Source organism: Sphaerimonospora sp. CA-214678 (assembly GCF_050942215.1).
GTDB lineage: Bacteria > Actinomycetota > Actinomycetes > Streptosporangiales > Streptosporangiaceae > Sphaerimonospora.
Genome location: NZ_CP192056.1, coordinates 5,149,481 through 5,167,136 on the forward strand (window position 1 = coordinate 5,149,481; position 17,656 = coordinate 5,167,136).

Genomic DNA, 17,656 nt, shown 5'->3' on the forward strand with positions numbered 1-17,656 from the left:
TGAGGTCAATCGGAGACGCGCTCCAGGACGCGCAGGGATCCGACGGCGCGGACCTCGCTGAACCGCCCCGAGGCGAGAGCGCGCAGGTAGACCCGGTAGGGCACCTGCCCGCCGTCGGCCGGGTCGGGATAGATGTCGTGGAACACCAGCGCGCCCCCCGGCGTCACGTGCGGAGCCCAGCCCTCGTAGTCCTGCGTCACCGGCTCCTCCGCGTGGCCGCCGTCGATGAACAGCATCCCCAGCGGCGTGCGCCAGAACCTCGCGACGGTGGCGGAGGCGCCGACGACGGCGATGACCTCGTCCTCCAGGCCCGCGGCGGCGATGGTCTCACGGAAGAACGGCAGCGAGTCCATCCGGCCCGACCGCGGATCCACCAGCTCCGGATCGTGATGCGGCCAGCCCGGCTGGATCTCCTCCGAGCCGCGATGGTGGTCGACGGTGAACACGACCGTCCCCGCCGTCCGGGCGCCCGCGCCGAGATAGACGGCCGACTTCCCGCAATAGGTGCCGATCTCGCAGACGGGGCCGCGGGAGCCGTACACCGAGGCGATCTCGAACAGGGCCAGCCCCTCCTCCGGCGGCATGAACCCCCTGGCCTCCTCGGCCAGGCGGCGAAGCTCGGCGGGCATCGTCGTCGCGCTCATGCGGTCTCCCCCCGTACGGCTCGGCCGGACGCCTGCCGTACAAGATTGTTTCATGTCCCTTGTCCGCGCTGATGGAACATGTTCTACTTTGCATCGTGAAACAGCGCGATCAGATGACCTGGGATGAGATCGCCGAGTTCCGCCGGAACGACCATGCGCCGGTCGCCTCCGTGATCGAGCCGCTCCGCGGCGCGTCCCGGGATCACCGCGAGATCGGTTCCGGGCCGGGTGAGCGGGCGCCGGCGTGAGGCCGGAGCGATCCGGAGAATGAGATCGCGATGACAGCCGCACGACTTGAGGAGACGCCATGAAGATCCAGGTCGACTACGACGTGTGCGAGGCCAACGCCGTCTGCATGGGCCTCGCCCCGGAGGTCTTCGAGGTCGACGACCAGGACATGCTCCACGTGCTGATGCCGGAACCGCCCGCCGAGCTGCACGACCGGGTCCGGCACGCGGCACGGTCCTGCCCCAAGGCCGCCATCACCATCGTGGACGACTGACCGCCGGCCACTTCCCGCAGATCGGACGACCAGGAGACCCCATGCGCGGCGCGCTCTTGCACGCGGTAGGCGACGACAGACTCGACATCCGTGATGACTTCACGCTGACGCCGGTGGGACCGGCCGACGTACGCGTACGCATCAGGGCGACCGGGGTCTGTCATTCCGACCTGTCGGTGCTGTCGGGCGTGCTGCCCATGCCGCTGCCGGTGATCCCGGGTCACGAGGGCGCGGGCGAGGTCGTCGAGGTGGGCGACCGGGTGACCACCGTCAAGCCGGGCGACCACGTCATCATCAACTGGACACCCGCCTGCGGCGACTGCCAGAACTGCGTCGTCGGCCAGCCCAACCTCTGCATGACGTACATCATGAAGAGCTTCGCCGAGGCCAGGTTCCGCTACGACGGCGACAGGGCGGCGTTCGGCATGTCGGGCTGCGGCACCTGGGCCGAGGAGATCGTGGTCCCCTGGCAGGGCGCGGTCAAGGTCGACCCGGAGGTCCCCTTCGACGCCGCCGCGCTGATCGGGTGCGGGATCACCACCGGCGTCGGGGCCGTGCTCAACACGGCGAAGGTGCGGCCGGGGACGACCGTGGCCGTCGTCGGCTGCGGCGGCGTCGGCTTATCCGTCGTCCAGGGGGCCAGGCTGTCCGGCGCGACCACGATCCTGGCGATCGATCCGCTGGAGTCCAAGCACGAGCTCGCCAAGAAGGTGGGCGCGACCCACGCGTGCACGCCCGAGGGGCTCGAAGACGCGATCGGCACGCTGACCGGCGGCCACGGCTTCGACTACGGCTTCGAGGTGGTCGGGAGGTCCGCCGCGATCATGACGGCGTGGCAGGCGACCCGCCGCGGCGGCGACGTGATCGTCGTCGGGGCCGGCGCCATGGACGACCAGGTTCCGCTGTCGGCCTTCAGCCTGCTGTTCGAGGGCAAGAACCTGCTGAGCTCGATGTACGGCGGGGCCGACGTACGCAGGGATTTCCCGCGTTTCGCCGCCCTCTACAAGGCCGGCAGGCTCGACCTGGACAGCCTGATCAGCGCACGGATCAGGCTCGCCGACCTGAACGAGGCCGTCGCGGCACTCAGAAGCGGCGAGGTGCTCCGCCAGATCGTCGTCTTCGACTGACGACACCCCTCCCCACCCTCCCCCGCGTAATCCCCCCACCCCTCCCCCGTGATCTTGCACTTGCTCGCACGCACGCACCCTGAACTGCGCCGACCACTTCCGTGATCTTGCAGTTCCTCGCACACATACCCGCCGACCTGCGGCTTCGCCGTACGTGATCTTGCAGTTGGCGGCCGAAGAAACGGCATGCCCCGACGCCCCCGCCCGCTACGCCGCGTACCGACGATGCCGCGCCTCAGGGCTGCCGAGCAGCCGGAGCTGCCGTTGCAGCCGTACGGACTCCTCCGGGCTTGGCCGCCACCCGCCATCCCACAACCGTTCGGCGACCCGCTCGAGAAACGTCGCCGGGCTACCGAACAACTCGTCCTTTCGGACGATCACCAACGTCCATCCCAAGCGCCTGATCTGGGCCCTTCTCCACTCGTCGTGCGCCGTGTCCTCGGCGGAGGTGTGGTGCTCACCACCGTCGTACTCGATCCCGACCCGATACCGCTCCACCCCCATGTCCAGATACGCGACCCGTTCGTTCGGGAGGACGAGGCGGATCTGGGATCGCGGTCTGGGCAGGCCCGCGTCGGTGACGAGCACCCTGACCCAGCTCTCGGGCGGGCTCTGCGCGCCGCCGTCTCCGAGGTCGACGACCTCACGAAGCCGTCTGGCGTTTCGTCGGCCCCCGAGTTCCGCCGCGCACGCGACGAGACCCGCCCTGGACACCCCTCTGGCCAGAAACTGGTCGAGCGCCGCGACCGCCTCAAGTCGCGGTAACCAACGCGCGCAGTCCAGTGCCGTACGCTCCTGGGTGGTCAACGCCACGCCTCCCAGAGTGGTGACGTCGTACGGCGACAGCCGGTCGGTCTGGTAGGCGACGACACCGGGCCTGCGAGGAGGCGTACGAGCACGACTGAGCACGACGACCTCCACCGGCCACTGCGTCTGGCCCTTGCCGGGCGGCAGCACATCGAGCCCCCAGAGCCAGGCGGCGGTCCGGCGACACGCGATCACGTCGGGTGAGGTGGCCACGCCGACCGCCCGAGCGCGTACGGCCAGCGCCTGTGGGTCGGTGCCCGCGTAGAAGCCGCCGCGAGTGATCCGCTGAAGCCGTCCGGTCGCCACCATTCTGGACAGATCGGAATGCGTCAGTCCGTACGCGCCGGCGAGCGGTGAAGAAAGATAGTCCTCCATGGCTCAGATCTTGCGCCGTCAGGCCATCCGTCCAGGCCGTTCGCCGTCCTTCTGTGGATAACCAGCGCAAGATCACGAAAGGCATTCTCGCAGGTCGGCGAGGTCGACTGCGAGAAACTGCAAGATCACGACATGTGTTGTGGCTGGTCAGCCGCCATTGCTGCGAGCAAGTGCAAGATCACGGGGTGAGGGCGACGGGGAGGGTTTTGATGCCGTTGACGAAGTTGGATCTGAGGCGGGTCGCCGCGCCGATCTGGCGGATGTCGGGGAAACGCCGGGCCAGCGTCTCGAAGAGGACCTTGAGTTCGAGCCTGGCGAGATGATTGCCGAGGCAGAAGTGCGCCCCGCCGCCGCCGAAGCCGATGTGCGGGTTGGGGTCACGGCCGACGTCGAAAACGTCGGGCAGGTCGAAAACGTCCTCATCGCGGTTGGCCGACGAGTAGAAGACCACCACCTTGTCCCCTTCGGCGATCCTCTGACCCCGGATCTCGGTGTCGGCGGTCGCCGTACGCCTGAACAGGTTCACCGGAGAGACCCAGCGGACGATCTCGTCGGCGGCCCGCGCGGCCAGCGACGGGTCGGCGACCAGCCGGGCCCACTGGGCCGGATGCTCGAACATGGCCAGCATGCCGCCCGACGCGGCGTTCCTGGTGGTCTCGTTGCCCGCGACGATGAGCAGCAACACGAACAGGTTGAACTCGTCCTGCCCCAGTACCTCTCCGCTGTCGTCGGGACGCAGGAGCCGGGTGACGATGTCATCCCTCGGGTCCTCCCTGCGCGCCGCGGCCAGAGCGTCGGCGTACGCGTAGACCTCCATCGCGGCCGCCTGGCCCTCCTCCGGGGTGGCGGCGTAGTCGGGGTCCTCACTGCCGATCAGCCGGTTCGACCACTCGAAGATCTTGTCCCGGTCCTCCACCGGGGCGCCGAGCAGCTCGCAGATCACGTACAACGGGAGCGGCGCCGCGACGTCCCTGACGAAGTCCACCTCGGGCAGGCGCTCCACCTCGTCGATGAGCCGCCGGCAGATGTCCCTGATGTGCTCCTCCATCCGGCCGATCACCCGGGGGGTGAAGCCGCGGTTGACGAGCGAGCGCCGCCGGGTGTGCTCGGGCGGATCCTGGTTGAGGATCATCAGCCGCTGGAGCTCGATCTCGGCCTGCGGCAGCTCGTCGAACAGCGCCAACCGGCGAAAGGAGGAGAACAGGTCCGAGCGGCGGGAGACGTGCACGACGTCCTCGTGCCTGGTGATCGCCCAGAACCCGGGCCGGCCGCGCCCGGCGTCCCCCTCGTGCCAGAAGACCGGCGTGTTCGCCCGCAGCCGGCGGAACTGGTCGTACGGAGCCCCGCGCCGCGCGTAGAGGTCCTGATCGACGAGGTTGAATTCCATTGCCCCCACCCGTTCCGCCCGTCCCATTGAAGCGTGTTCTATTACGGTCCTCAACAGACCGTCAAGGGCGTACGGAGACACAGGCCGATATCCGAAAAGGGTAAGGGGCGTCGGCGCGCCGCCCGAGGACGGTCGGCGCGCCACCGGGAGGGGTCGTTACGCCGCCCGGGGAGGGCCGGTGCGACACCCGGGAGGGTCGGCACGCCGCCCGGGGGGAGGGCTGATGCAACATCCGGGGAGGGCCGATGCGCCGCCCGGGGAGGGAGTCCGGGCGGCGCACCGCGCGGGCCGATCAGGCCTTCATCGCCGGGTCACTCGGATGAGAACGCCGCGTCGAAGGCGCTGTCGGGCGGGGTGATCGAGTTGAGCGTGCTGATGTAGGCGAGCGCCTCGGGGGCTCCAGCGAGCCGGTCCATGCCGGCGTCCTCCCACTCGATGGAGATCGGGCCGTCGTAGCCGATCGCGTTCAGCGCGCGGAAGCAGTCCTCCCACGGCACGTCGCCGCGTCCGGTCGAGACGAAGTCCCATCCGCGCCGCATGTCCGCCCACGGCAGGTGCGACGAGAGCCGGCCGCGTCGGCCGTCCCCGATCCGGACCTTCGCGTCCTTGCAGTCGACGTGGTAGATCCGGTCGGCGAAGTCGAGGATGAAGCCCGCGGGATCGATCTGCTGCCACACCATGTGCGAGGGGTCCCAGTTGAGCCCGAAGGCCGGCCTGCGTCCGATCGCCTCGAGCGTCCGGACCGTGGTGTGGTAGTCGTAGGCGATCTCACTGGGGTGCACCTCGTGCGCGAACCGCACGCCGACCTCGTCGAACACGTCGAGGATCGGGTTCCACCGGTCGGCGAAGTCCTGGTAGCCCGCCTCGATCATCGACGGCGGCACCGGCGGGAACATCGCCACGGTGTGCCAGATCGACGACCCGGTGAACCCGACGACGGTGGAGACGCCCAGCTTGGCCGCCGCACGCGCGGTGTCCTTCATCTCCTCGGCCGCGCGCCGCCGTACGCCCTCGGGCTCCCCGTCGCCCCAGATGCGGGCGGGCAGGATGCCCCGGTGCCGCTCGTCGATGGGGTCGTCGCAGACCGCCTGCCCGACCAGGTGGTTGGAGATCGTCCAGACGCGGAGGTTGTGCTTGGCCAGGATCTCCCGTCTGCGCTCCACGTAGGAGTCGTCGGCCAGGGCCTTGTCGACCTCGAAGTGATCGCCCCAGCAGGCGATCTCCAGGCCGTCGTACCCCCACTCGGCCGCCAGCCGGCATACCTCCTCGAACGGCAGATCCGCCCACTGCCCGGTGAACAACGTGATCGGACGCGTCATCTCACACCTGCTCTCTGTCAGTCATATCGCCGTCATACCGCCGTCCAGCGGGAGTCGCTCGCCGCGCTCTCCTCGACGGCCGCCAGCACGCGCTGCACGCGCAGGCCGTCCTCGAACGACGGCGTCGGATCGGTCCCGGCGGCGACCGCCTCCAGGAAGTCCTTCACCTCGTGGACGAACGTGTGCTCGTAGCCGAGCCCGTGTCCGGGCGGCCACCACGCCCCCGCGTACGGATGCTCCGGCTCTGTGACGAGGATCCGCCGGAAGCCGGCGTCCGCGCCGTCGGCCGCGTCGCAGAACCACAGCTCGTTCATCGCCTCGAAGTCGAAGGCGAGGCTGCCGAGCGAGCCGTTGACCTCGATGCGCAGGGCGTTCTTCCGGCCCGTGGCGAAGCGGGTGGCCTCGAACGACCCGAGCGCCCCGCCGTCGAACCGGCCCATGAACAGCGCCGCGTCGTCGACCGTCACCTCGCCCGTCAGCTCGCCGGTACGGCTTCCGCCGGTGAGTCCGCTCGCACCCTCGGCGAGCGGCCGCTCCCTGATGAAGGTCTCGGTCAGGGCCGAGACCCCGACGAGCGCCTGACCGGTGATGAACTGGGCCGTGTCGATGATGTGCGCGCCGATGTCTCCGAGCGCACCCGACCCCGCCTTGTCCTTGCGTAACCGCCACACCAGGGGGAAGTCCGGGTCCACGATCCAGTCCTGCAGGTACTGCGCCCTGACGTGCCGGATCTCCCCCAGCCTGCCCTCCTCGACGAGGCGCCGGGCGAGCGCCACGGCGGGCACCCGCCGGTAGTTGAAGGCCACCATGCTGCGCACGCCCCTGGCCGCAGCCGCCCGCGCCGCAGCCGTCATGGCCTCGGCCTCGGCCACGGTGTTGGCCAGGGGTTTCTCGCAGATCACGTGCTTGCCCGCCGTCAGCGCGGCGATCGCGATCTCCGCGTGCGAGTCGCCCGGCGTGCAGACGTCGACGATGTCCACGTCGTCACGCTCGATCAGCCGCCTCCAGTCGGTCTCCGTCGCCGCCCAGCCGAGCGTGGCGGCGGCAGCGGCCGTACGCTCGGCCGATCGGCCGGCCAGCACCGCCATCACCGGCTTGACCGGTAGGTCGAAGACGGCGCCGACGCCACGCCACGCCTGCGAGTGCACACGTCCCATGAACGCGTACCCGACCATGCCGACGCCGAGCGCCGGCCTGCTCTCTGTCACGAGATCTCCCCCGGATCTAGGATTCGAAGCCGAGCGGCAGATATGTCTGCACGTTCTCCTTGGTGACGGTCTCCGACGCCAGCGTGATCGACTGCGGCACCTGGTTCTCGACCAGGTCGCTCATGCCCTTGCCCTGGGCGATCAGCCGGGCCAGCTTGACGGCCGAGGAGGCCATCGTGGGGCTGTAGGTGACGGTCGCCTCCAGTACGCTGCCGCCCGACTGGATGTCCCGCATCGCGTTGGCCGAGCCGGCCCCGCCCACCATGAAGAACTCGTCGCGGCCCGCCTCCTTGATCGCGGCCAGCACGCCGATGCCCTGGTCGTCGTCATGGTTCCAGATCGCGTCGATCTTCTTGTGGGCCTGCAGGAGGTTGCCCGCGACCTGCGTGCCCGACTCGACGGTGAACTTCGCGTCCTGCTGCGCCGTGACGCTGAAGCCGTACGACTTGAGCGCGTCGGCGAAGCCCTTGCTGCGGTCCTGGGTCAGCGGCAGCGTCGCGATGCCCTGGATCTCCAGGATCACCGGGTCGGTGACGCCCTTCTCCTTGAGCTTCTCGCCGATGTAGTGCCCGGCCGCCACGCCCATGCCGTAGTTGTCGCCGCCGACCCAGGTGCGGTAGGACAGCTTGTCCGGGAAGACCCGGTCGAGGTTGACCACCGGGATGCCGGCGTCCATCGCCTTGCGCGCGACCTGGTTGAGCTGCTCGCCGTCGTTAGGCAGGATCACCAGCACGTCCACCTTGGCCTGGATGAGCGTCTCGACCGCGGAGATCTGCTGGTTGATGTCGTTGGTCGGCTCGACCGCTTTGAACTCGACATCGGCGTACTGCTTGGCCTGGGCCTCGGCGTTCTTGGCGATCGCGGCGATCCAGCCGTGGTCGGCCGCGGGCGCGGAGAATCCCATCACCACCTGCGTGCCGGGCTTGTCGTTGTCTGTGCCGCCGACGGCCGTCGACTGCTGTGTCGGGGCCGCGGTGGCCTCGGGCGCGTTGCTCGTGCAGGCGGTCAGCAGGGTTCCGGCCCCGACGACGGCTCCACTCACCAGGAAACCGCGCCGGCCGACGCTTCTGTTCATGGCACTTGCTCCTCGTGTGGGTAATGGGGGGATCTATGTTCGGGACTCGAGACCGCGTCGCTGCATGAGGACGGCGATGACGATGATCAGGCCCTTCGCGATGAGCTGATCGCTCGTGTTGAGCCCGTTGAGAATGAAGAGGTTCGTGATCAGCGTGAAGATCAGCAGTCCGAGGATCGAGCCGATGATCGTGCCGCGACCGCCGGTGAGCAGGGTTCCGCCGATGATCACCGCGGCGATGGCGTCCAGCTCGTAGAGGTCGCCGTGGGTGCTGGACCCGGTGGTGGTGCGGGCCATGATGATGATCGCCGCGATTCCGCAGCACAGGCCCGACAGGGCGTACAGCATCATCGTGTGACGCCGCACGTCGATTCCGGCGAGCCGGGCCGCCTCCGGGTTGCCGCCGACCGCGTAGGTCCGGCGGCCGAAGGTCGTGCGGTTGAGCACGAACCAGCCCACGACCACGACGAGGGCGAAGATGTAGACCAGCAGCGGCAGGCCGAACACCCGTGTGGTCGACAGCTCCACGATGGCGTTGTTCTCCGGCTGGATGAGCTGGGTCTTGCGGTCGGACATCCGCTGGGCCAGCCCGCGTGCCGCCACCAGCATCGCCAGCGTGATGATGAACGGCACCATCCGGCCGTAGGCGATCAGGAAACCGCCGACCAGCCCGGCGCCCGTGCCGACGAGCATGGCGCAGATCGCCATCACCACCGGCCCGTACGACTGGGTGGCCAGGGTCGTCGCCCACACCGAGGCGAGCGCCATCACAGCGCCGACCGACAGGTCGATGCCGCCGCCGATGATGACGAACGTCGAGCCGACCGTGATCACACCGATCGTCGAGGCCAGCGCGAGAATGCTCACCAGGTTCGACGACGTGGCGAACGTGTCCGGACTGGTGATGACTCCCACGGCCGCGAGCAGGAGCAGCGCCGCGACCAGACCGAGGTGGTGGACCTCCCGTACGCGGGTGAGCATGGTCACAACGCGCTCCCTTCCATGATCATGTCCAGTACGCGTGCCTCGTCGAGATCACGGGCGTCCGACTCGTGGATGACCGCGCCGTCCCTCAGCACGAGGACTCGATCGGCGAGCCCGAGCACCTCGGGCACCTCGCTCGATACGAGCAGCACGCCGATGCCCTCGTCGGCGAGCCGCCGGATCAGCGCGTACAACTCCGCCCGGGCGCCGACGTCGACGCCGCGGGTGGGCTCGTCGAGCAGCAGCAGCCTGCGGCTCCGTTTCCCGTCGCCGCGGCGGGTGAGCCAGCGGCCGAGCACGGCCTTCTGCTGGTTGCCGCCGGACAGTGTCCGTACCGGGCGGTCGGGGTCGGGCGGGCGGAGCTCCAGCGCCTTGACCAGCCGGGTGGCCTCCGCCCGCTCGCTGCGGCGGTCGATCCAGCCCAGCCTGGCGAACGTGCTGAGGCCGGCGATCGTGATGTTCCGCCCGACCGTCTCGTTCATCAGCAGCGCCTGCGACTTGCGCTCTTCCGGCGCCAGCCCCATGCCGAGCCGTACGGCTCGCACCGTGCTGCCGGGCCGCAGCGGTTCGCCGTCCAGGAACACCCGGCCGGCGCCGGGACGGCGGGCGCCGTAGATCGTCTCGACGATCTCCGAGCGGCCGGAGCCGACCAGGCCGGCGAGGCCCACGATCTCGCCCTCGCGCACGGTGAGCGTGACGTCGGCGAAGCGGCCGGGAAGCGTGAGGCCCTCGGCCCTGAGCACCTCGGGACGGCCGTCATGAGACCCGGGCTCGGGGCGGGGCGGGAAGACGTACTCGACGTTGCGGCCGGTCATCAGCGACACGATGGTGGCGGTCGGCGTCTCACGCGCGGGCAGCCCGACGGCCGCCGTCCTGCCGTCCTTCAGCACGGTCACCCGGTCGCCGATCTCGCGGATCTCCTCCAGGCGGTGCGAGATGTAGACGACCGCCACCCCCTGGCCGGTGAGCTCGCGGACGACCCGGAACAGGTTGGCGACCTCGTCGTGTGCGAGCGCGGCCGAGGGCTCGTCCATGATGATCAGGCGGGCCCGGTGCGACAGCGCCCTGGCCATGCTGACGACCTGCTTGGCCGCAGCGGGCAGCCGGCCGACCTCGGTGGCCGGCCGCAGTTCGCCGTGCCCCAGCCGGCCGAGCAGCTCGGCGGCGGCCCTGTTCATCTCACCGCGCCTGGTGAAGCCCAGCCTGGCGTGCTCGTGGCCGAGAAAGATGTTCTCCGCGATCGTCAGCCCGTCGACCAGGTCGAGCTCCTGGTAGATGGTGGAGATGCCGGACCTGATGGCCCCCATGGTGCCGCCGAAGCGCACCTGCTCACCGCCCAGGGTGATGGTGCCCTCGTCCGGCTGGTGCACCCCGGCGAGGATCTTGATGAGGGTGGACTTGCCCGCTCCGTTCTGACCGAGCAGGCAGTGGACCTCCCCGGCCCGGACATCGAGGTCGACACCGTCCAGCGCGCGTACGCCGGGAAACTGCTTGACGATCCCCCGCATGACCAGCAGGTCGCTCATCGGCTTCTCCCGATCGAAGGTTGACCAGAAGCTACGCCTACTTTGGTCGCCCTGGGAAGGTCTTTGCATTCGAATTTTTATAACTTTCGTCGTTATCAACGAAAGCTATGGCCGAGGGATCCGTACCGATAGGAACGGCATCGGAAGGGTAGGGAGGTACGGACGACCGGGAAGGGGACGCCGGCCGATGGGAGGGGCGATGCTGGGGCTGCCCGACGGGGTGCGGGGATGCCTGTTCGACATGGACGGCGTGCTCACCCGCACCGCCAGGATCCACGCGGCGGCGTGGCGGACCGCGTTCGACGACTTCCTGCGCGAGCACTCGGAACGGACCGGCGTGCCCTTCGTGCCGTTCGACGAGGTGACCGACTACGAACGCTACGTCGACGGCAAGAAGCGGCTCGACGGGACGCGGACGTTCCTGGCGGCGCGCGGCGTCGACCTGCCGGAGGGATCTCCGGACGACCCGTCCGGCACGCCCACGTTGTACGGCCTGAGCAACCGGAAGAACGACCTCGTCCATACCTATCTCGACGAGCGCGGTGTGGAGGTCTTCGAGGGATCCGCGCGCTACGTGCGTGCCGTACGGGACGCCGGGCTGCACCGGGCCGTCGTCTCCTCGAGCGCCAACACGGAGCGGGTGCTCGCCGCCGCCGGGCTCGCCGACCTGTTCGAGGCGCGGATCGACGGCGTCGTCGCCCGGGAGCGGGGTCTGGCGGGCAAACCCGACCCCGACATGTACCTCGCGGGCGCCGAGGCCCTCGGGCTGAAGCCGGTCGAGGCGGCCGTGTTCGAGGACGCGCTGGCCGGGGTGGCGGCCGGGCGCGCCGGGGGCTTCGCCTTCGTCGTCGGCGTCGACCGACTCGGGCAGGCGGACGCGCTGCGCGAACACGGCGCCGACATAGTGATCGAAGACCTCGCCCAGCTTCTCCGGCCGTGACGGGCAGGGAGGCACAGTGATCAAGCATCCGGCCTTCGTCGTCGAACCCTGGTCGGTGCGGGAATGCCGGCTGCACATGGACGTGCTGGCGCAGACCGAGTCGGTGTTCGCGCTGTCCAACGGGCACATCGGGCTGCGGGGCAACCTCGACGAGGGCGAGCCGCACGGGCTGCCGGGCACCTACCTCAATTCCGTGTACGAACTGCGGCCGATGCCGTACGCCGAGGCGGGCTACGGATATCCGGAATCCGGACAGACCGTGGTAAACGTGACCAACGGCAAGCTGATCAGGCTGCTGGTCGACGACGAACCCTTCGACGTCCGGTACGGCACGCTGCACGAGCACGAGCGGATCCTCGATCTCCGCGCGGGCACCCTCACCCGGAGGGTCCACTGGACCTCGCCCACCAAGGGTGAGATCCGCATCACCTCGACGCGACTGGTGTCGTTCACCCACCGCGCGGTGGCGGCCGTCCGCTACGAGGTCGAGCCGGTCGACCGTACGCTGAAGGCGGTGGTGCAGTCGGAACTGGTGGCCAACGAGACCCTGCCGGAGTCAGGCCCCGACCCGCGCACGGCGGCCGTGCTGAAGCAGCCCCTGGCCGTGGAGGAGAACCTGCCGGTGACGGGCGGGGTCTCCGTCATGGTCCACAGCACCAGGACGAGCCGGCTGCGGGTGGCGGCCGGAATGTGGCACGACGTCGACGGCCCGGAGGACACGCGGGTCGAGGCCGACGGCCGCGAGGACGTCAGCCGGGTGACCGTCGCCACCTGCCTCGACCCGGGGCAGCGGCTGCGGCTGACCAAGCTCTTCGCCTACGGCTGGTCGGCCCAGCGTTCCCGGCCCGCCATGCACGACCAGGTCGTGGCCGCGCTCGCCGCCGCCCGGCTGGCCGGTTGGGACGGTCTGTGCGCCGAGCAGCGGCGGTTCCTCGACGAGTTCTGGGCCGGCGCCGACGTGGAGGTCGAGGGCGACCCGGAGGTGCAGCAGGCCGTACGCTTCGGGCTGTTCCATCTGCTGCAGGCCGGCGCGCGTGCCGAGGAGCGGCCCATCCCGGCCAAGGGGCTGACCGGCTCGGGCTACGACGGGCACACCTTCTGGGACACCGAGACCTTCGTGCTTCCCGTGCTGACCTACACCCATCCCCGACCGGTCGCCGACGTGCTGGCGTGGCAAAAATCGATCATGCCGATGGCGGAGGAGCGCGCGACACAGTTCGGGCTGGAGGGCGCCGCCTTCCCCTGGCGGACGATCAACGGCGAGGCGGGCTCCGGATACTGGCCGGCCGGCACCGCGGCGTTCCACGTGAACGCCGACATCGCGGAGGCGGCCACCCGGTACGTCGACGCGACCGAGGACGTGGAGTTCGAGCGTGAGACCGGACTGCCGCTGCTCGTCGCGACCGCCCGGCTGTGGTCCTCCCTCGGGCATCACGACGTCGAGGGGAACTTCCGGATCGACGGGGTGACCGGTCCCGACGAGTACAGCGCCGTCTCGGACAACAACGTATATACGAATCTGATGGCCCGGCGGAACCTGCGCGCCGCCGCCGAGGCGGCCATCCGCCACCCGGATCTGGCCGAGCGGCTGGGGGTGACGCTGGAGGAGACGGCGAGATGGCGGGACATCGCCGCCGCGATGTTCATCCCGTACGACGAGCGGCTGGGGGTGCACCCGCAGAGCGAGGGGTTCACCCGGCACGCGGTCTGGGACTTCGCCGCCACCAAGTCCGACCGGTACCCGCTGATGTTGCACTTCCCCTACTTCGATCTCTATCGGAAGCAGGTGGTCAAGCAGGCCGACCTCGTGCTGGCCATGCACCTGTGCGGCGACGCGTTCACGCCCGAGCAGAAGGCGCGTGACTTCGCCTATTACGAGGCGCTGACCGTCCGCGACTCGTCGCTGTCGGCCTGCACGCAGGCGGTGCTCGCCGCCGAGGTCGGGCACCTGGAGCTCGCGTACGACTATCTCGGCGAGGCGGCGCTGGTGGACCTGCGCGACCTGGCGCAGGACGCACGCGGCGGCGTCCACATGGCCTCACTTGCCGGAGCCTGGATCGCGCTGGTCGACGGGTTCGGCGGAATGCGTGCGGGCGGCGGCCGGATCCGCTTCGCCCCGAGACTGCCCTCGGGCATCACCCGGCTGGGCTTCCGCCTGCGTTACCGGGGGCGCCGCCTGCGGGTGAAGATCACCCGGGGCACGACGAGCTACCACCTGCTGGACGGCCCGCCGCTGCCGCTGGCCCACCACGGCGAGGAGTTCGTTCTCAACGAGCATCCGGCGACCCGGCAGAACCCGCCGCCGCCCGCCCCGCTCCCGCTGATCCGGCAGCCACAGGGCCGTGAACCCACCCCCCGCCGCACCCAGATCTGCTGACCCCCCCCCACCCCCTCCCCCGCCCCCGTGATCTTGCGAATACTCGCAGGCACCCCCGTTCACCTGGGCGAACCCCTTCCGTGATCTTGCAGAAACTCGCACCCATAGCCTCCTACCAGGGAAAACATCCTCCGTGATCTTGCAGTGCAAGATCACGGAGGACAAACCCCCAGGCAGGCGGCGCCACCTGCGAGTTTCTGCAAGATCACGGAAGGTGAACGAGCAGGTCAACAACCATCTCTGCGAGTATTCGCAAGATCACGGGGAAGGGGGGAACCACAGGTCGGGGTCACCCGGCTCGCCGGGCACGCGGGTGAGCAGCCCACGAGCCTCCAACCAGACGAGATGCGCGAGCGTCTCGTTGTTCGCGGTCCGCCGCATGTGGAGCGGGATCGTCTCCCACGGCCTCGACCAGGACAGCCGGGTGGCGATGTCCCAGCAGGTCAGACCGGGTGATTCCGCCACGGCGCGCTCGATCTCGGCCAGCCGCTCCTCATGGTGAGCGATCACATAGTCGATCCGCGCGGCCAGCTCGAGGAAGCGGAACTCATGGGCGGGCAGCACCTCGTCCACGTCGAGCCCGCCGACCTCGCGCAGGGAGCCGAGGTAGTCCGCGAGTGGGTCCGGCCCGGATTGGGGATGCGCGGCGACATGGGGCGTGATCTTCGCGAGCACGTGGTCGCCGGAGAAGAGGAGCTTCCGCTCGGCCTCCACGAAGCACAGGTGGCCCGGCGTGTGCCCGGGAGTCCACAGCGCCCGCAGATCCCAGCCGGGCAGATCGAGCCGTTCGCCGTCCTCGATGAGCCGGTCCGGCATGACCATCGCGACGAGATCGCGGACCGACTTCGACGCCTGGGCCAGTTCGTCAGCGGTGAGGCCGGGCACCCCGCACCTGACGAGCTGCTTTCGCTGCAGCTCGATCAGGGAGAGCATGGCGTTCTCGTCATAGCGGTCGTGCAGGAGGCGGGCGTCCGCCTCGTGCAGGCCGATCCACGCGCCGGATCCCTCGCGTACGCGTCCGGCCAGGCCGTAGTGGTCGGGATGCATGTGCGTGACCAGCACGCTCTTGACGTCGCCGATCTCATATCCGGCGGTCCGCAGCCCGGCCACGAGCGCGGCGTACGCCTCATCGGTGTTCCAGCCGGCGTCGACGATCGCCACGCCGCCGGGGATCTCGAGGGCGTAGACCAGGACGTATCGCAGCGGGTTGATCGGGATCGGCACCGGGATCGACCACAGGCCGGGCCGTACCCGCTCGACCTGCGGCAACGCTCCATCGAACCAGGCGGCACGCTGCTCCGCGCTCGCCGCCGTCACAAAGTTCCCCGCCATCCGCCCCTGCACCCCTCTCTCGGCCCCGATCACGCTCGATTGTGCCTCTCAACCGAATTTCGTTCTACAAGGGGTCCCCGAATGCCGGCCGCAGGGCGGGCAGTCGCAGGTAGAGAAGGGCAGAGCCGAGCATGACCACAGCGGCGGCCGCCCAGGCCACGCCGACGCCGGCGGCGTTCGCGAGCGGTGCCAGGGCCACCGACGAGAGCATGGCGCCGAACTGCAACTGGAGCGAGTCGACCGACATCACGGTCGCCCGTCGGCCGGAGGCGACCCTACGGTGGATCAACTCGCCGCGCAGCAGCTCGACGACCGAGGCCCCTGCGAAGATCAGGACGTACGCGACGCCCGCCGCGACGATCCCCGCCCGGCCGGTGAGCCCCGCCGAGGCGGCCAGCGCGGCGACCGCCCCGGCGACGACGATCGTCGCCAGCACGGCGGCCCGCACCGACCCTCCGGCGAGGCGGGCTACCGCCGGGGCGGCAAGACTTCCCACCGCGTTGGCGGCGAAGCCGAGGGCGGTGACCACGGCGTAGGTCGCGCTCGCCGTGTCCGCCCGGCCCGTGAGCGCGGCCAGCCGCCCGGGGGTCAGCAACTCGATCCCGTTGAGCATCACGCCGGAGGCGACGGACACCAGCAGGAGCCGCCCGAGCCCGCGGTCGGTCAGCCCGAGGCGGATCCCGTCCACGATCGTCGCCGGCACGTCGCGCATCACCTCCGCCACGCGCCCCCGTGCCCCGCTAACGGCCACGGCTGTCCGGGTCTCCGGCATCGCCCACAGCACGGTGACCAGAAGGACGACGGCCGCTCCCGCCGCCGCCCAGAAGGGCACGGCGAGGGCGTCGCCGCGTGTGACGAGCGGGAGGAGCCCACCGGTCAGCGCGCCGACGGCGAGGGCGACGGCCCCCGCTGTCGCGCCCACGGCCAGTCCCGGTTTGAGGTCGGCCTCCGGCCCCTCGGCCGCCTGCAGCGCGTCGACGTACCACGCCTGGGCCGGTCCGCTCGACAGCGCCCGGGCGACGCCCTTCAGCATCGAGGCCGCGAGGAACGGCCAGAACGAGCCGGCCAGCGCCATGGTGACCAGCCCGACCACGTTGACGGCCGCGGAGACCGCCAGCACCGCCCGCCGCCCGATGACGTCGGCGAGGCCACCGGTGGGAAGCTCCAGGACGACGACGACGGCCGAGTAGGCCGCGAAGACGAGGCCGATCTGGGCGATGTCCAGCCCCCGGACGGACATGAGCAGCACCATCGGCGCCATCGTCAGCCCCAGGGGCAGCCACGTCAGGAACTGGATCAGCGCGTACCGCCGCCGGGCCGCCTCCGACGACGTCACTCTCCCGCCTCGGCGTCGGCGGACCGGCCGGAAGGGCCGGGTACGTCTTCGGCCGGGCGGGGATAGGCGGCGAAGAAGACCGACAGAACGCGGGCGTCGGGATTGTCCCGATCCCGGTCGTCCGCCTCACGCAGCAGCGCCGAGACCGTCTCGTACAGCGAGGTCAGCGTCGCCGGCGACAGCCGTACGAGCATGTCCGACATCCCGACCGCCTCGGTCCACTCCTCCCTCCAGGACTCCCGCTCACGCTCGAAGGTCTCCACCTGCGTGATCAGCGTCTCGAGCTGACGTCGCCGGAGGAAGGCCGCGGCCTCCCGGCCCTGGAGGGTCGCGGACATCTCGGCGTCGCTCCACGAGGTGAGCATGTGGACCGCCCGCCATCGCCGCTCCCGCCGGTCACGCTGCTCCGGGTCCTGCTCGACGAACCCGTACCGGGCGAGCTGCCGCAGGTGATAGCTCGTCGATCCAGAGCTCTCCCCGAAGCGCGCGCCCAGCTCTGTAGCGGTCGCCGGGCCGTCCATCCGCAGCGCACCCAGCAGCCGCACCCGCAGCGGGTGCGCCACCGCCTTCAGCGTCCGGGGATCCCGCACCTGGAAGACCTCGTGATCCATGACACCCCTCCCGATACGGAAAGTACATTACAAAAGTTGCTTTGCAAAGCTTCCTTTGCAGAAATGAAAATTTCAGTCACCGAGCGGACAACATCACGGTCAGAGC

At 69.9% G+C, this 17,656-nt stretch carries 16 protein-coding genes; 5 read left to right on the forward strand and 11 right to left on the reverse strand.

The window, feature by feature from the left end; all coding sequences use genetic code 11:
• Positions 1-5: 5 nt before the first annotated feature.
• Positions 6-644 (reverse strand): class I SAM-dependent methyltransferase, encoded by a 639-nt coding sequence (locus tag ACQP1K_RS22995; RefSeq protein WP_433497769.1) that lies wholly within the window; start codon positions 642-644, stop codon positions 6-8.
• A gap of 95 nt (positions 645-739) precedes the next feature.
• Here ACQP1K_RS22995 and ACQP1K_RS23000 point away from each other — a divergent pair, with 95 nt between their 5' ends.
• From ACQP1K_RS23000 to ACQP1K_RS23010, 3 genes are read left to right on the forward strand one after another with little or no spacing between them, the layout of a single operon-like run.
• Positions 740-892 (forward strand): hypothetical protein, encoded by a 153-nt coding sequence (locus tag ACQP1K_RS23000; RefSeq protein ID WP_433497770.1) that lies wholly within the window; start codon positions 740-742, stop codon positions 890-892.
• Positions 893-951: 59 nt separating this feature from the next.
• A complete protein-coding gene (locus tag ACQP1K_RS23005; protein ID WP_055479416.1) occupies positions 952-1,146 on the forward strand; it encodes a ferredoxin in 195 nt (64 codons plus the stop codon).
• Positions 1,147-1,187: 41 nt separating this feature from the next.
• Positions 1,188-2,273 carry an alcohol dehydrogenase catalytic domain-containing protein gene (locus ACQP1K_RS23010; protein ID WP_433497771.1) on the forward strand — a complete coding sequence of 362 codons (1,086 nt, stop codon included), beginning with the start codon at positions 1,188-1,190 and terminating at the stop codon, positions 2,271-2,273.
• A 207-nt stretch (positions 2,274-2,480) separates the two neighbouring features.
• Here the strand turns inward: ACQP1K_RS23010 and ACQP1K_RS23015 are convergent, their stop codons facing one another.
• From ACQP1K_RS23015 to ACQP1K_RS23045, 7 genes are all read right to left on the reverse strand, one after another.
• A complete protein-coding gene (locus tag ACQP1K_RS23015) occupies positions 2,481-3,455 on the reverse strand; it encodes a hypothetical protein (protein WP_433497772.1) in 975 nt (324 codons plus the stop codon).
• 178 nt (positions 3,456-3,633) lie between these two features.
• Positions 3,634-4,842 carry a cytochrome P450 gene (locus tag ACQP1K_RS23020; protein ID WP_433497773.1) on the reverse strand — a complete coding sequence of 403 codons (1,209 nt, stop codon included), beginning with the start codon at positions 4,840-4,842 and terminating at the stop codon, positions 3,634-3,636.
• Positions 4,843-5,153: 311 nt separating this feature from the next.
• Positions 5,154-6,161 carry a sugar phosphate isomerase/epimerase family protein gene (locus tag ACQP1K_RS23025; RefSeq protein WP_433497774.1) on the reverse strand — a complete coding sequence of 336 codons (1,008 nt, stop codon included), beginning with the start codon at positions 6,159-6,161 and terminating at the stop codon, positions 5,154-5,156.
• A gap of 32 nt (positions 6,162-6,193) precedes the next feature.
• Entirely contained in the window at positions 6,194-7,369 is a 1,176-nt protein-coding gene (locus tag ACQP1K_RS23030) for a Gfo/Idh/MocA family protein (RefSeq protein WP_433497775.1), read from the reverse strand.
• A 16-nt stretch (positions 7,370-7,385) separates the two neighbouring features.
• On the reverse strand, positions 7,386-8,444 hold the full coding sequence (locus ACQP1K_RS23035; protein WP_433497776.1) for an ABC transporter substrate-binding protein: 1,059 nt from the start codon (positions 8,442-8,444) through the stop codon (positions 7,386-7,388).
• A gap of 33 nt (positions 8,445-8,477) precedes the next feature.
• Positions 8,478-9,425 (reverse strand): ABC transporter permease, encoded by a 948-nt coding sequence (locus tag ACQP1K_RS23040; RefSeq protein WP_433501624.1) that lies wholly within the window; start codon positions 9,423-9,425, stop codon positions 8,478-8,480.
• A gap of 2 nt (positions 9,426-9,427) precedes the next feature.
• On the reverse strand, positions 9,428-10,954 hold the full coding sequence (locus tag ACQP1K_RS23045) for a sugar ABC transporter ATP-binding protein (protein ID WP_433497777.1): 1,527 nt from the start codon (positions 10,952-10,954) through the stop codon (positions 9,428-9,430).
• A gap of 199 nt (positions 10,955-11,153) precedes the next feature.
• On the opposite strand from ACQP1K_RS23045, the gene ACQP1K_RS23050 reads away from it, so the two are divergent.
• Positions 11,154-11,894 (forward strand): beta-phosphoglucomutase family hydrolase, encoded by a 741-nt coding sequence (locus ACQP1K_RS23050; RefSeq protein ID WP_433497778.1) that lies wholly within the window; start codon positions 11,154-11,156, stop codon positions 11,892-11,894.
• A gap of 16 nt (positions 11,895-11,910) precedes the next feature.
• Positions 11,911-14,271 carry a glycoside hydrolase family 65 protein gene (locus ACQP1K_RS23055; RefSeq protein WP_433497779.1) on the forward strand — a complete coding sequence of 787 codons (2,361 nt, stop codon included), beginning with the start codon at positions 11,911-11,913 and terminating at the stop codon, positions 14,269-14,271.
• A gap of 258 nt (positions 14,272-14,529) precedes the next feature.
• On the opposite strand, the gene ACQP1K_RS23060 is transcribed toward ACQP1K_RS23055, so the two are convergent.
• The 3 genes from ACQP1K_RS23060 to ACQP1K_RS23070 form a co-directional block, all read right to left on the reverse strand.
• Complete coding sequence (locus tag ACQP1K_RS23060) at positions 14,530-15,603, reverse strand: MBL fold metallo-hydrolase (protein ID WP_433497780.1); 1,074 nt, start codon at positions 15,601-15,603, stop codon at positions 14,530-14,532.
• A gap of 64 nt (positions 15,604-15,667) precedes the next feature.
• Positions 15,668-16,939, reverse strand: a complete 1,272-nt coding sequence (locus ACQP1K_RS23065; RefSeq protein ID WP_433497781.1) for an MFS transporter — start codon at positions 16,937-16,939, stop codon at positions 15,668-15,670.
• The gene (locus tag ACQP1K_RS23070; protein ID WP_433497782.1) at positions 16,936-17,550 is read right to left on the reverse strand and encodes an ArsR/SmtB family transcription factor; all 615 of its coding nucleotides are present in this window, start codon (positions 17,548-17,550) and stop codon (positions 16,936-16,938) included. The genes ACQP1K_RS23065 and ACQP1K_RS23070 overlap by 4 nt, the downstream gene beginning before the upstream one ends.
• Positions 17,551-17,656 lie beyond the last annotated feature (106 nt).

Excerpts from the sequence above, each read along its gene's own strand:
- ACQP1K_RS23040 (WP_433501624.1), bottom strand. The coding sequence starts at position 9,425 with ATGCTCACCCGCGTACGGGAGGTCCACCACCTCGGTCTGGTCGCGGCG.
- ACQP1K_RS23015 (WP_433497772.1), bottom strand. The coding sequence starts at position 3,455 with ATGGAGGACTATCTTTCTTCACCGCTCGCCGGCGCGTACGGACTGACG.
- ACQP1K_RS23025 (WP_433497774.1), bottom strand. The coding sequence starts at position 6,161 with ATGACGCGTCCGATCACGTTGTTCACCGGGCAGTGGGCGGATCTGCCG.
- ACQP1K_RS23050 (WP_433497778.1), top strand. The coding sequence starts at position 11,154 with ATGCTGGGGCTGCCCGACGGGGTGCGGGGATGCCTGTTCGACATGGAC.
- ACQP1K_RS22995 (WP_433497769.1), bottom strand. The coding sequence starts at position 644 with ATGAGCGCGACGACGATGCCCGCCGAGCTTCGCCGCCTGGCCGAGGAG.
- ACQP1K_RS23035 (WP_433497776.1), bottom strand. The coding sequence starts at position 8,444 with ATGAACAGAAGCGTCGGCCGGCGCGGTTTCCTGGTGAGTGGAGCCGTC.
- ACQP1K_RS23070 (WP_433497782.1), bottom strand. The coding sequence starts at position 17,550 with ATGGATCACGAGGTCTTCCAGGTGCGGGATCCCCGGACGCTGAAGGCG.
- ACQP1K_RS23010 (WP_433497771.1), top strand. The coding sequence starts at position 1,188 with ATGCGCGGCGCGCTCTTGCACGCGGTAGGCGACGACAGACTCGACATC.
- ACQP1K_RS23005 (WP_055479416.1), top strand. The coding sequence starts at position 952 with ATGAAGATCCAGGTCGACTACGACGTGTGCGAGGCCAACGCCGTCTGC.
- ACQP1K_RS23020 (WP_433497773.1), bottom strand. The coding sequence starts at position 4,842 with ATGGAATTCAACCTCGTCGATCAGGACCTCTACGCGCGGCGCGGGGCT.
- ACQP1K_RS23045 (WP_433497777.1), bottom strand. The coding sequence starts at position 10,954 with ATGAGCGACCTGCTGGTCATGCGGGGGATCGTCAAGCAGTTTCCCGGC.
- ACQP1K_RS23060 (WP_433497780.1), bottom strand. The coding sequence starts at position 15,603 with ATGGCGGGGAACTTTGTGACGGCGGCGAGCGCGGAGCAGCGTGCCGCC.